This window comes from Paenibacillus sp. 4624 (assembly GCF_050435065.1).
Lineage (GTDB): Bacteria > Bacillota > Bacilli > Paenibacillales > Paenibacillaceae > Paenibacillus > Paenibacillus amylolyticus_D.
In genome coordinates this window covers 156,673-169,735 of sequence record NZ_JBNDJR010000008.1, presented here as the reverse complement: position 1 = coordinate 169,735, position 13,063 = coordinate 156,673, and the positions used below count along the sequence as shown (strand labels likewise).

Below are 13,063 nucleotides of genomic sequence, written 5' to 3'. Positions count from 1 at the left end.
TATCTCTTATAACGAAGAGAAAAGGTGCCTTCGAAACCGAAGGCACCTTTTCTTCTTACGTTTGCAAATTAACCATACTGCTTATTGTATACCGGCAGATTTCAGGTACTCCTGCCATTGTTTTGTATACTCCGACTGAATTTTATCCAGACCGGCTTGTTTTGCTTTTTCCATAAACGTATTCAAACCACCCTCTACATCCGCAACAAGGCCTACGTTAAGCGGATACAGATACTGCTTCTCAACTTGCTCCAAAGCCGCTTTCTCCGCTTGATAAGGTGTCCAATCCTCGGCAAAACCAGTGAAGATATCCGGTTTTTTGATCTTATCAAGGTCTTTAAACATAGCCAGTACATCATCAAAGCTCTTGTCGTACAGCATAAACTCTGGATTACGCCATGCCCAGCCATTCATACCTTCACGCGGGAAGCCATTGCTCTGTGCATCGCCAATCATATGGTAGTATCCGTCTTTTACTTCAAAGTTTTTGCCTTCCACACCATACTCGGTCAACCAGTTGTAACGTTTGTCGGTCACAAGCTTCTCGTAAAATTCCAATGCTCTTTCCGGGTTTTTACTGCTACGCGGAATAGCAAAACCGTTATGAATCGGATGCACCGGCTGTGCAAACCCTTTCGCATTCGGATATGGGAAATATCCAAGCTTCCAGTCCGGGTGAGTGGACTGAACCTTAATTACATCAGAATTGAATTTGTTCGGGTTCTCCCCAGCCAAAATGACAGCTGCTTTACCATTTTGGAGCAGAGAATTGGATGTATCCTTCACGTTCAGTACGTTTTTCGGGAAGAAACCTTTATCCATCCAGCGTTTGTATGTTTTCAGGTCTTGTAAATGCTGTGGTGAGCCCCAATAGGACGTCACTGTAGAAGGTGTATCATACATAATATCCAGTCCATATGGAAGCTGACCAGCCGTATTTACCAACTTGGAAGTTAATTGGCGAACACCATGCGTATGATTTGCATTGCTGTCTGCAATTGGAATCATGTTGGGTTCATTCGCCTTGATGCCGTCCAGGTATGCTTCGAGCGTTTCCATCGATTCTGGCTTCGGCAGATTATACTTCTCACGCAGGTCTTCACGGTACGCTATACCCTCGGTTACATATTCAATCCATGTCGATGGAACCGTGTAGATTTTGTCGTTAATCTTAACCGCATTCCACATATCATCCGGGACATGAGATTTGAGCTTTGGTGTTTTTGCCAACAGTTCATCCAGCGGCAGGAAAGCACCTTTCTTCGCATAAGACTGGTAATTCGTCCAGTCTGCTGTAAAGATTAAGTCAATTGGCTGTCCGGAAGACAGCAGCAATTTATATTTTTGATCCCAGTCCGTCCATGACGTGAAGTTGAATTTTACATTCACATTCAGATCGGCCTCAGCAAGCTTGTTAATTTCCGACTCAATCACAGGCAGATCTTTCGGAGCATCTCCAAGCATGTAAAATTGCAGGGTTACTTTTTCGCCTTTATTATCCGATGAGCCTCCCTGAGCATTACCTTGCGCATTCCCTCCCGAACCGCCGCCGTTGCACGCGGCCAGCACGCCAGCAAATAACATCAGAACAAGTACCATAGACAGGTGCCGAATCATTTTATTACGCATATGCATCCTCCCTTTTTGTGTTAAACCTATATGTTAGCGCAGACCCGCTATGCATCAGACCATCCATTTCCCCGGCAGCCTGACGTCCCCAACGTGTGTACGTTCTAACCTTTGACGGCTCCAATCGTGAGTCCTTTGACAAAATAACGTTGAACAAACGGATACAGGAACAAAATCGGGCCAGTTACGATAATCGCCATCGCCATCTTGGTCGACTCTGTTGGAACGTCTTGACTAAGCGTTACCCCCGTGCCAATCGCCATCTGGTCAATGAAGGTAATCGTATTCATCGTGTTGTACAAGTAAAATTGGAGCTGGTACATATCCGGGTTGTTGATAAACAAGGAAGATGTGAACCAGTCATTCCAATAGCCCAGGGCAAGAAATAGTCCAACGGTTGCAATGCCCGGCATCGCCAGTTTTAACACAATACTGAAGTAGATCCTGAAATCGTTGGCACCGTCAATCTTCGCCGATTCGATTAGTTCATCCGGCACCGCGGAGCGAATAAAGTTTTTCATGAGAATGATCAGAAACGGAGTCATCAGCCCGGGGAATATCAGCACAGTATACGTATCCGTCAGGTTGAAGTAGTTCGCCAGCATAATGTACCAAGGCACAAGACCTCCGCCAAACAGCGTTGTGAAGTAAATGAAAAAGGAGAACGTATTCCGGTACTTGAAATCTTTACGCTGGAGTACAAATCCCGCCATCGTGATAAAAAACAAGCCCAGTGTTGTGCCGACAACCGTTGTGAACACCGTTACCCCATACGCTTTGAGTACCTGTGTCGGGAATTTGAATACCATTTTGTAACCTTCCAGAGAGAAGTGTGTCGGAAAAAGATGATACCCATCCCGCACAATCGATTCGTTGCTGCTGAATGAACCTGACAAAATGAGCAGGAATGGCAACAGGCACATCAGCGACAAAACAATGATGATACCATAGGCAATGAGCTGAAAAGCCAAGTTGAATTCCGAATCTTTGGCACGAGTCTGGGTTCGTATCCGTCTTTGGGTATGTGTTTGTGTGCTCATGGTTATTCTCCCTTCTGCCCTGAGGGCGAGCTTATTCTAGAACAAAGCGTAATCTTCGTTGATTTTGCGGATAATGTAGTTGACCGTCATGATGAGGATGAAACCGAATAAGGATTGGTACAAACCAGCTGCGGTTGCCATACCAATATCAAAGGTTACTTTCAATGAACGATAGACATACGTATCAATGATATCCGTAGCGTTGTAGAGCACGCCGTTGTTCCCGATCAATTGATAGAACAGGTCGAACTGCCCTTTCATGATGCTGCCAAGTGAGAATAACAAGAGAATGACAAACGTTGGTTTGAGCATCGGCACTGTAATGTACCATATCCGTTGAAAGATATTCGCCCCGTCAATGCGGGCCGCTTCATAATACTCGTCACTTATTCCCGTTATTGCGGCTAGATAGATGACCATGCTGTACCCGAGGTTTTTCCATAAATAAAAGATAATGATCAGAAACACCCAGATCCATGGTGTGTTGTAGATATCAACCGGCCCTGCCTCAAAACGTTTGAGCACGGTATTCACAAACCCAGATTCATAGTTAAACATGTTGTAAGCGATTACACTTAATAGAACAAAAGAGATAAAGTAAGGCAGAAACATGACGGACTGGGTTATTTTTTTGAACAACTTCCCCCGAATTTCACTTAGCATGATCGCACAAAAGATCGCTAGACCGTTCCCCAGTATAATGAAAGCCAGGTTATACCCTACGGTATTTGTCGTAAGTTTCAGCAGCATTCCTGATTGCCAGAGAAACTTAAAGTTGTCTAACCCGACAAACGGACTTCCGAATAATCCTCCTGCAAAATCATAACTGGTGAATGCGTAGTAAATACCGACCATCGGAAAATACGAGTTAATGAGAAAAAAGATCAGCGTGGGCAGCAGCATCAGAAACATGATTTTGTTTTTGTTCAATTCTTTGAGCATGACTCGATCCCTCCCAAATGTAACGGTGATACGTAATAAAGAATGTTGTTGGTGCATGATGATCATGTTTGTTGCTGGTGAATATGGAGGCGAATGTTGATGTGCGTATGATGCCTGCACCAGTGAAGCTCTGAATTTATTGTAGACTGACCCCTTCGTTTCTGAATACTGAAGCTTCCTCCCATTCGTGAACGATGCTGCGAAATGAGAAGTGAACAATATGTACTAAGTATGAAATGAACGCATGTACGTTCACAAAAGTTGATATCGTGCATAGCTTCAGCCTAATGAACAATCCCGCGAAAGTTGAACTTTATCTAGGGAAAAGGAACTAAAAGGCTTGTCCAGCATTGATGTAAACGCATACATATTATATAATTTAAGTTACCTTGCTCTTCTGTTTTGCTACATATGAAATTCAGTACTTCTTATGAAAAATACATAAGTTCACTCATATCAGGAGGTTCGAGGGGGAAAAAGAATGCGCAAACGTTCAGAGGACAGTCAGAAAGTATTCACGCGGATTCTGATCGGTATTATTATCAGCACTGCCGCAACTCTACTTGTGGCATCAACCATTTTATACGTTAACTACAATCGTATTGCTCTCCGCCAGGTCTATCGTACCGATGTGAATAGCCTCACCCAGACGAGCCGTGAAGTGGCCAAAATGACGGAAAGTGCCAAGTCTCTCTCCTACCAGATTTATCAGGACTACACGATTTCTTCCCTGATGCTCTACTCCAAGCCCAGTATCTATCAGATCACTTCGGCCATGGAGCAACTCGATAACTACCGCATGTCTCTTCCTTTTATTGAATCCATCTATGTATATAACTCGAAAAGCAATGAATTTTTTATCAGTTCCGACGGAGTTCGCAATGGACAACAGTCTATATCCGAGATTGATGACCAAGGAATCAAACATATTCTGGATCGTTTCCATGACTATAAACCCTTTGTGCCTATCCCGCGCACGTATAAGGTCGGCTCAACCGAGGCCAGTGAGGTGAACAGTTACACTTACCTGTGCTACGACACCATTAATGACAACGCCAAACTCAATTACGCCGTTATCGTGAACATTAAAGATGACTGGCTTAGTCCCAATATGAATGCAGCAGACCAGCCGGGCAAAACCTTCATTGTGAATGAACAAGGCGAGTTGTTGTCCGATTTTGGAGACCGCCCACTGCTTAACAATCTCGCAAGCGAAACATTCATGCGTCCAATCATGCAAGATACCGAGCATTCTGCTTATTTTACCGAGCAAGTGGATGGGGAGAAATCACTCATCACCTACACCTCCCCAGACAGTCTAGGATGGCGTTATGTACGCATCACTCCCTATGATGTGATTACAGCTGATATTCGCGGCATGCGCACGCATACCCTGTTATTCTGCCTCGGATTGCTGGCTGCGGGCTTGATTCTTTCTTATCTTGTCTCCCGGAAGTTGTATCATCCGATTAATAACGTGCTTGTCCGCATGCGTGTAATGGAAGCCGAACGCCGGGGCAGTCTGCAACTGCTAAGGCAAGACTTTCTAAGGGGTGCTCTTCAAGGGCGTGAAACGGCAACCTGTAATATGCTTGAGGATCGGATGAGATTCTACGGTTCTCCCGTTGATGTACATCAATCGTCAAGACTCGTGCTTTTGCGCATCGACCATTATACAGAATTTTGCGAAACTTACCGGGAAGATACCCAACTTGTAAAATACGCGATGATGAACATTTGCACCGAGACGGCAGATACTCACTATTACGTGGAAGCTGTGGATATGGGCGGTGACCAGATTACACTGCTGTTTAATGAAAAATCGGAAAATAATTCTTTGTCAGAGCATGAGGATTCACATCAAATTGAAGAATTGCTACGTATGATGCAGGCTGCAGTCATGACTCATCTCAAATGCTCTATCTCTTGTACGCTGGGGCCAGAAGAAAATTCACTAGAGGAATGCATTGAAGGTTACGCTCGTTCCGCTGAGGCATCGCTGCATCGCCTGTTCAAGGGGCCAGGTTGCTTGATTCATACCGCAGGCATCATGGCGTATCAGAGCAAAGAGTATACTTTTCCTGCAGGCAAAGAAAGACAGCTTGTGGAATGCTTGATGACGGGCAAGACTGAGGAAGCCAAGCTAATCTACGCAGATATCGTTAGTGAGACAGCCGCCTATCCGTTTACCGTCTTTCAGCTTGCGCTGTCCCATCTGACGATGACCCTTAATCACGTTCGCAACACTCTCAAGAAGAACAATCAACTTACACTGGATTCCGTTTCAGGCAGTTTGATGCTTCCATTGAAAAATGCTGAGGATCTCAGCGAGGTGCATGAACATTTTTATCGGATGTTTGATGAACTCGGCTCCAAGGTAGAGGAAAAACGCACACTTAAGCATGAGGAACTCATTCGGAGAATCAACGATATAGTTGAACGCGATTATGCTGACCCGAATCTGTGCTTAACCTCCATTGCAGAGGAACTAGGCATGTCGCCAATCTACGTCAGCAGGTTATATAAACAGCTCACATTAAAAGGACTCACGGATGTCATTAATGAGACACGCATTGCTAAAGCACAGCATATGCTTGTGCAGACCGAAAATTCCGTTGCGGATATCGCAGAGCGAACCGGTTTTACCAACAGCTCTTATTTTTATCGGATGTTCAAAAAATTGAATGGCGTGACTCCTAACGATTATCGCCGTAAAGAGCTTCATTCTGAACATCTCTAATGTCCATTTATAAAAAGAAAAAGAGCGGTACCTTAGAGCAATGCATTTGCCCTTAGATACCGCCCCTTTTTTTATGCTTCGTCCTGATCTTCACCAGACTCGTCTGTAGCTTCACGCACTTTGTACTTATCCAGACGCATTTCATTGTACTCTCGCAAAGCCTCTTCCCCTACAATCACTTCGACACGGTGAATGTTCATGCCTTTACCCATGAATTTTTGTTCATATTCGGTCATAACGTGCTCTTCATTCAAACCGTCACGGTGCAGATTCAGAGACAAATTCGTCATCTGCAAGCCAAAATCTGCGATCGAGTTCAGGGAGAATTCAAACAAGGTTTCTGAATCCGTTTTAAAATGAATCTGCCCTTTTGGATTCAGCAGTTCAATATACTTTTTCAAGAAGCGTGGGTGTGTCAACCGACGGCGTGCATGTTTCGCTTTTGGCCACGGATCACTAAAATTCAAATAAATGCGTTCCAGTTCCTTAGGTTCAAACACTTCTTCAATCTGTTCGATGTTCGCGAGCGCCAGCTTTAGGTTCGGAGGTGTCTCTACCTCAGCCTGACTCCAAGCGTTACGAGCTTTTTCACTAGCACGGCGGACGAGCTCATCATACATATCGATACCGATAAAATTATATTGCGGATATTTATAACTCATTTGGCTGATAAATTGACCTTTACCCATGCCAAACTCGACAAAGATCGGATGATCATTGCCAAACAGCTCAGCCCACTTGCCTTTGTGTTGCTTTGGCTCCAGGACAACCAGATCCTCTTGTTGTTCCAGATTTTCTCTAATCCCTTTTCTACCACGTAAACGCATGTTATTCCTCCGTTTGTCCATACTTGTCCTAGACTCATTTTGCCCAAGAACCGGCAAATTGTAAAGAGCAATGAAAAAGGAATCTCCGGACCTGCCACGTTGGGCAAATCTCAAAGATTCCCTTTTCGATTTATTTGGAATTGGGGTCCAACTACTTTAGTAGTTCATAGTCTACCTTATCTTGGTGTGAAAAATCAAATGTCTTTTCGAAAGCATCGCGAACTTTTTGTCTTGCAGCCGCTTTCACTTTCGGATTTCCATTAAAACGAACGCCTGTCAAAGCCAGTGCCTCTTCTGCCGTCAGCTCAACAGATACATGCTGGAATTCATTATTTTTAACTTGGGAATTCATTCATATCACCTCACGGTATAGTATGATCCATGACGTCAACATTCATTCAAATGCCACGATGAAAACTACTCACTGGATGGTGTCTGACGCTGATTTAAATATAACACAAGGTGTAAACTACATCAAGTAAAAACCCTTGATTTGGCGGCCTTTTTTTCGTTTACATTCCCCTTTTTTTCGGATTTTTGATACAATAAATGACGAAAACCGCACAGCATCTGCATACCTTGCTCAGGTTTGATATTACAGAATAAGAAATAAATCAAAAAAAGGATTATATTTTAAGCCATAGACCTCAAAGGAGTACCTTGAAAATGAATGCACCAGCAACACAATCGCCACTAATGTGGGGGGATAAACGGTTCCACACCTGGAATTATGAAATGCGCGATCAGTTTAATAACAAAGTATTTAAAGTGATGCTGGATGCCGGGTTCACCTGCCCGAATCGGGATGGCTCCATTGCCAAAGGGGGCTGTACCTTCTGCAGTGCACGTGGATCAGGCGATTTTGCAGGTAGCAGACGTGAAGATCTCGTTAGCCAGTTCAATACGATTCGCGACAGACAGCATCTGAAATGGCCTTCAGCTCACTATATCGGTTACTTTCAGGCCTACACCAATACCTATGCACCAGTCGAAGAGCTGCGCGAATACTTTGAAGAGATTTTACAACAGCCGGGCGTTGTCGGTTTATCTATAGCTACTCGTCCAGACTGTTTACCAGACGACGTTGTGGAGTATTTGGCAGAGCTTAATCAGCGCACCTATTTATGGGTAGAGATGGGATTGCAGACGATCCACGATTCCACTTCGACTTTGATCAACCGTGCACATGATACGGCGTGTTATGAAGAAGCGGTAGAAAAGCTGCGTAAACACAATATTCGAGTCTGCACACACATTATCTATGGCTTGCCGCAAGAAACCCACGAAATGATGCTGGACACCGGTCGCGCGGTGGCAAATATGGATGTGCAGGGCATTAAGATTCATCTGCTTCATCTCATGCGTAAAACGCCAATGGTCAAACAGTATGAAGCCGGTCTGCTTCGGTTTCTTGAGCAGGATGAATATATTAAGCTGATCGTAGATACGCTCGAGATGCTCCCGCCCGAAATGATCGTACATCGCCTTACAGGAGATGCTCCTCGTAACCTGCTTATTGGACCCATGTGGTCTTTGAACAAATGGGAAGTTCTAAATTCCATTGACCGAGAACTGCGTGAACGTGATACATGGCAGGGTAAGTATTGGAGGGAGGCATAGATGGGCTTTCTGTCGGTTCTAAGCTGTGCGCATCAATGGATCGCTTCTCGGCTTCAGCCAGGAGATTTCGCAATTGATGCCACGGTGGGTACAGGTGCTGATACCTTGTTTCTCGCAAAGCAGGTAGGCCAGCGTGGTCAGGTCATCGGATTTGATATTCAAAACGAAGCGCTAACGCTAGCCCAGGCCAGGATTCGAAAGCATGCTGAAAGCAGCAAACTCGGCTCTATTTCCTTGATGGAATTAAGCCATGCACGAATGGCCGAAGCCGTCCCAGACGGCTGGATTGGTAAAGTAGGAGCTATTATGTTTAATCTGGGTTACTTACCTGCTGAAGGAGCAGATGCTTCTATCATTACCGAAACAACCAGCACAATCACAGCACTTGATGCTGCTACGATGTTATTGCGTCCACGCGGTATAATTACTGTCGTCTTATATCCGGGTCATGACGGTGGCGCTCAGGAAGCTGAGGCTGTATCCACATGGGCAGCTGCTTTACCTGTCGAACAGGCTCAGGTTGTGATGTACCGCCAGTTGCAGCGTCAAACTTCACCTTATTTAATCGGTATTGAAAAAAAATAAAAAATAATTTCCTTTGTTCACCAAATGAAATACACTGAACACATTGACTGGACCAGCCTTTGCTTTTTCATCCATGTCGCCGTGTTCACCTGCACGTATGCAATCGCATTCACTTGTTCTTCTTCATCTGCATGTGCCGGGTCGTTAGAGGGCCCAGAACTGGTTAAAGCGATTCACCAATTCATATACTAGAGGAGAGATATCCATGTCTACGCCATACCCGCTACAATTCCAACCTGAATTCAAAGAACGTGTATGGGGAGGCCGAGCGCTCGAGCAATTTGGTCTTACCCCCCCTGAAGGACATATTGGGGAAGGCTGGATGATTGCAGATCACGCCAACGGTACGACCAAGGTAATAAATGGCCCACTCGCTGGCAAAGGACTTGATGAGGTTCGTGAACAACTCGGAACAGCCTGGCTGGGTTCCAAAGGCGTTTCTGAAAAAGGCGGACGTTTCCCTCTGCTAATCAAACTGCTTGATTGTAACGACGACCTCTCCGTTCAGGTTCATCCTACGGATGATTACAAGGCTCTTCCTCCAGGTGAACTGGGTAAAACCGAAATGTGGTACGTGCTCGACGCCAAACCCGGCGCTCATATTATCTACGGCCTTAATGAAGGTGTAGATCGCGAAGGATTGAGACAGGCGCTGGAGAATGGTACCGTTATGGATACTCTTCGTCAAGTCCCCGTGGAAGCCGGAGATACATTCTTCATCCCTGCTGGAACAGTGCACGCTCTCTGCGCCGGTGTTGTTGTAGCAGAAATACAGCAAAATTCAGACACAACGTACCGGATCTATGATTACAACCGTCCTGGACTGGACGGCAAGCCACGTGAACTGCATGTGGAGGATTCCTTGAATGTCACCGCCTATGAAGGTGCCGGAGCAACAACAATGAAAACGAGCAATGCAGTACCTGGTGAATGGCTCCAGCTTGCTTCTTGTCCTTACTTTGTAGTAGAGAAAGGCGTGGTAAATGAACGCTGGGCGTTATCTACGACACCGGACAGCTTTACCATTCTTGTTGTGTGTGAAGGTGAGGGTACGCTTGAATGGAGTGGTTCTGAAGAAGGCGAGCAGTTGACATTGAAAGCAGGCCAATGTTATCTTCTGCCGGCTAATCTGGGTAACTATACACTAAGTGGCAATACAACCGTTCTTCGATCCTATCTTCCTTAAGTTTTAGTTACCGATAACCTGTGAAGGAGGAATTACACGAGATGCAGGAATCTACCTTTACGCTGATGGGCAATGAAGGTACCCGTGTTCATGTGTACCGCTGGCTTCCCGATCCGGACGAACACATTCAAGGCGTTGTACAAATCGCGCATGGAATGGGTGAAACCGCAGCGCGTTATGCCGAATTTGCGGGTTATCTCACCAAGCACGGCTTTGCTGTGTATGCTAATGACCATCGGGGTCATGGAAAAACGGTGGAGAGCACCGAATCACTGGGTGATGCAGGTGTGGACGCATTTCGCTGGATGGCTAAAGATATGGTCAATCTGGGCGAGCTAGTTGCCAAAGAACACTCCGGTGTCCCCCTGTTCCTTATGGGGCACAGTATGGGTTCCTTTTTGGTACAGCACCTGATGTATGCAGCGCACGAGAGATACCACGCGTTTGTGCTGTCCGGCACAAACGGCAAACGAGGATTACTTCGGTTTGGAGAAAAGCTGGCCCTACTCCAGTGCGGCATCCAAGGTGACAATCATCGAAGCCTGTTGCTGAATGCCATTGTATTTGGCGGATTTAACCGTGCGTTCCGTCCAGCTGCAACGCCTTTTGACTGGTTATCTCGTGACCAGCAGGAAGTGCAGCGATTCATCGACGACCCGATGTGTGGAGCGATATGTACCGCTGGCTTTTTCCGTGATTTTTTTAAACTGCTCCTTGAAATCCATCTTCCGCAGCACATGGAACGTATCCCCAAATCCAAGCCGGTTCTCCTGTTCTCTGGTGAACTGGATCCTGTCGGTCTTCGGGGTAAAGGTGTGTTAAACCTATACTCCCACTATAAGAAGCTTGGACTTCAAGATGTAGAATACCGTCTTTATCCAGGCGGACGACATGAGATGCTCCATGAGACCAATCGTAACGAAGTAGCTCAAGATGTCCTGAATTGGTTACAACGTCATATGCCAACGATCGAGCAACAACCTACACAAAATAGTAGTCAACAAGATTTCGATAAAGATCCGTCTTTGGAGATTCAATCGAATCAGACAGCTTTGATGTAAGATCTTTTTCTGATTCAATACCGATTCAAATGCGAGCAAAAACCCCCTGAACGAGCACATTACATATTGTGCTCGTTCAGGGGGTTTTATTCTATTGAAGTATCTCAGATTTCATAGGATGAGAAATAAAGTAGAGCGCAAATCTCAGAACTATTAACCTTCAATCAACAATGATTCTGGATCTTCAAGCAATTCTTTTACAGTCACCAGGAATCGTACAGCTTCGCTTCCATCAATAATCCGGTGATCGTAGGACAAGGCGATGTACATCATTGGACGGTTTTCCATCCGTTCAGCATCAATCGCCACTGGGCGAAGCTGAATTTTGTGCATCCCGAGAATACCTACCTGCGGAGTATTCAGGATTGGCGTAGACAGTAGGGAACCGAATGTTCCGCCATTGGTAATCGTAAATGTACCACCTTGCAGGTCAGACAATGCGAGCGTGTTGGAACGTGCTTTGGACGCCAGGTCTGCAATGCTTCTTTCGATTTCGGCAAAGCCCAGACGGTCAGCATCACGTACAACCGGAACAACCAAACCTTCTTTGGCAGATACCGCAATACCGATATCGTAGAATTTTTTCAATACAACGTCTTCGCCATCGATCTCTGCGTTAATCGTTGGGAATTTTTTAAGTGCACCTACAACTGCTTTGGTAAAGAAAGACATGAAGCCCAGGTTGATATCATGCTTCTCTTTGAACTTGTCCTTGCGACGTTTACGAACGTCCATGATCGCTGTCATGTCAACCTCATTGAAGGTAGTCAACATCGCTGCGGTCTGCTGTGCTTCAACCAAACGTTTCGCGATAGTTGCCCGGCGACGGGACATACGCTGACGCTCTACAGGCTTTGAAAAAGTTGTGCCGCTCGCTGCTGGAGCGCTAGGCGCGGAAGCAGGAGCTTTGGCTGCTGGCGGTGCCGCTGGAGTGGACGGCTGACTTCCATGGCTTTTCACATCATCCTGATACACACGGCCAATCGGATCTTTGCTCTGCACCTGATCCAGTTCAATCCCACGCTCACGAGCAAGCTTGCGTGCAGAAGGAGAAGCCGTTTTAATGCTATCCGATGGCTCAGGCGGTGCAGCAACAGCCGTTGCCGGAGCTACTGGAGCCCCAGGAGCAGGTGCGGAGGCCGATTTAGATTCGGACGTTGCTGGTTCGGAAGCAGCTGGAGTGCTTCCTCCCCCTGCCCCAGCTGAAAGCGTACCGATCGTTTCACCAATCTCAACGGTCTCACCTTCCTGACGAATGATCTTCTCGAGCACACCGCTCTCCTCAGCACTGATCTCGATGTTGACCTTGTCTGTCTCCAGTTCAAGCAGAACATCACCTTGATTAACGGTGTCTCCTTCTTTTACCATCCATCTGGATACCGTTCCCTCAGTTATTGACTCACCCATTGCAGGTACTTTAATTTCACTCACAG

11 protein-coding genes are annotated in these 13,063 nt (G+C 45.9%); 5 read left to right on the top strand and 6 right to left on the bottom strand.

Features of this window, described 5'->3' with window-relative positions:
* Positions 1-81: 81 nt before the first annotated feature.
* From ABIE27_RS19155 to ABIE27_RS19145, 3 genes are all read right to left on the bottom strand, one after another.
* Positions 82-1,635, bottom strand: a complete 1,554-nt coding sequence (locus tag ABIE27_RS19155) for an ABC transporter substrate-binding protein (RefSeq protein WP_429351248.1) — start codon at positions 1,633-1,635, stop codon at positions 82-84.
* Positions 1,636-1,733: 98 nt separating this feature from the next.
* Positions 1,734-2,669, bottom strand: coding sequence for a carbohydrate ABC transporter permease (locus tag ABIE27_RS19150; protein ID WP_240036924.1), 936 nt, complete (start codon positions 2,667-2,669; stop codon positions 1,734-1,736).
* A gap of 36 nt (positions 2,670-2,705) precedes the next feature.
* The gene (locus ABIE27_RS19145; protein WP_090922181.1) at positions 2,706-3,611 is read right to left on the bottom strand and encodes an ABC transporter permease; all 906 of its coding nucleotides are present in this window, start codon (positions 3,609-3,611) and stop codon (positions 2,706-2,708) included.
* 481 nt (positions 3,612-4,092) lie between these two features.
* Here ABIE27_RS19145 and ABIE27_RS19140 point away from each other — a divergent pair, with 481 nt between their 5' ends.
* On the top strand, positions 4,093-6,351 hold the full coding sequence (locus ABIE27_RS19140) for an AraC family transcriptional regulator (protein WP_429351247.1): 2,259 nt from the start codon (positions 4,093-4,095) through the stop codon (positions 6,349-6,351).
* Between the two features lie 71 nt (positions 6,352-6,422).
* On the opposite strand, the gene trmB is transcribed toward ABIE27_RS19140, so the two are convergent.
* Positions 6,423-7,178, bottom strand: coding sequence for a tRNA (guanosine(46)-N7)-methyltransferase TrmB (gene trmB / locus ABIE27_RS19135; RefSeq protein ID WP_123065097.1), 756 nt, complete (start codon positions 7,176-7,178; stop codon positions 6,423-6,425).
* Positions 7,179-7,329: 151 nt separating this feature from the next.
* Entirely contained in the window at positions 7,330-7,530 is a 201-nt protein-coding gene (locus tag ABIE27_RS19130; RefSeq protein WP_090922175.1) for a hypothetical protein, read from the bottom strand.
* 314 nt (positions 7,531-7,844) lie between these two features.
* Here ABIE27_RS19130 and ABIE27_RS19125 point away from each other — a divergent pair, with 314 nt between their 5' ends.
* The 4 genes from ABIE27_RS19125 (at position 7,845) to ABIE27_RS19110 (ending at position 11,630) form a co-directional block, all read left to right on the top strand.
* Positions 7,845-8,798, top strand: a complete 954-nt coding sequence (locus ABIE27_RS19125; protein WP_123065098.1) for a TIGR01212 family radical SAM protein — start codon at positions 7,845-7,847, stop codon at positions 8,796-8,798.
* Complete coding sequence (locus ABIE27_RS19120) at positions 8,799-9,383, top strand: class I SAM-dependent methyltransferase (protein ID WP_429351246.1); 585 nt, start codon at positions 8,799-8,801, stop codon at positions 9,381-9,383.
* 205 nt (positions 9,384-9,588) lie between these two features.
* Positions 9,589-10,569, top strand: a complete 981-nt coding sequence (locus ABIE27_RS19115; RefSeq protein ID WP_123065100.1) for a type I phosphomannose isomerase catalytic subunit — start codon at positions 9,589-9,591, stop codon at positions 10,567-10,569.
* A 41-nt stretch (positions 10,570-10,610) separates the two neighbouring features.
* Positions 10,611-11,630 carry an alpha/beta fold hydrolase gene (locus ABIE27_RS19110; RefSeq protein WP_123065101.1) on the top strand — a complete coding sequence of 340 codons (1,020 nt, stop codon included), beginning with the start codon at positions 10,611-10,613 and terminating at the stop codon, positions 11,628-11,630.
* A 153-nt stretch (positions 11,631-11,783) separates the two neighbouring features.
* On the opposite strand, the gene odhB is transcribed toward ABIE27_RS19110, so the two are convergent.
* A complete protein-coding gene (odhB, locus tag ABIE27_RS19105; protein WP_123065102.1) occupies positions 11,784-13,061 on the bottom strand; it encodes a 2-oxoglutarate dehydrogenase complex dihydrolipoyllysine-residue succinyltransferase in 1,278 nt (425 codons plus the stop codon).
* Positions 13,062-13,063 lie beyond the last annotated feature (2 nt).

What these genes read in the sequence shown, in the direction of transcription:
- ABIE27_RS19120 (WP_429351246.1), top strand. Translation starts at nt 8,799, where the DNA reads ATGGGCTTTCTGTCGGTTCTAAGCTGTGCGCATCAATGGATCGCTTCT.
- ABIE27_RS19150 (WP_240036924.1), bottom strand. Translation starts at nt 2,669, where the DNA reads ATGAGCACACAAACACATACCCAAAGACGGATACGAACCCAGACTCGT.
- ABIE27_RS19110 (WP_123065101.1), top strand. Translation starts at nt 10,611, where the DNA reads ATGCAGGAATCTACCTTTACGCTGATGGGCAATGAAGGTACCCGTGTT.
- ABIE27_RS19155 (WP_429351248.1), bottom strand. Translation starts at nt 1,635, where the DNA reads ATGCATATGCGTAATAAAATGATTCGGCACCTGTCTATGGTACTTGTT.
- ABIE27_RS19145 (WP_090922181.1), bottom strand. Translation starts at nt 3,611, where the DNA reads ATGCTCAAAGAATTGAACAAAAACAAAATCATGTTTCTGATGCTGCTG.
- ABIE27_RS19140 (WP_429351247.1), top strand. Translation starts at nt 4,093, where the DNA reads ATGCGCAAACGTTCAGAGGACAGTCAGAAAGTATTCACGCGGATTCTG.
- ABIE27_RS19125 (WP_123065098.1), top strand. Translation starts at nt 7,845, where the DNA reads ATGAATGCACCAGCAACACAATCGCCACTAATGTGGGGGGATAAACGG.
- trmB (WP_123065097.1), bottom strand. Translation starts at nt 7,178, where the DNA reads ATGCGTTTACGTGGTAGAAAAGGGATTAGAGAAAATCTGGAACAACAA.
- ABIE27_RS19115 (WP_123065100.1), top strand. Translation starts at nt 9,589, where the DNA reads ATGTCTACGCCATACCCGCTACAATTCCAACCTGAATTCAAAGAACGT.
- ABIE27_RS19130 (WP_090922175.1), bottom strand. Translation starts at nt 7,530, where the DNA reads ATGAATTCCCAAGTTAAAAATAATGAATTCCAGCATGTATCTGTTGAG.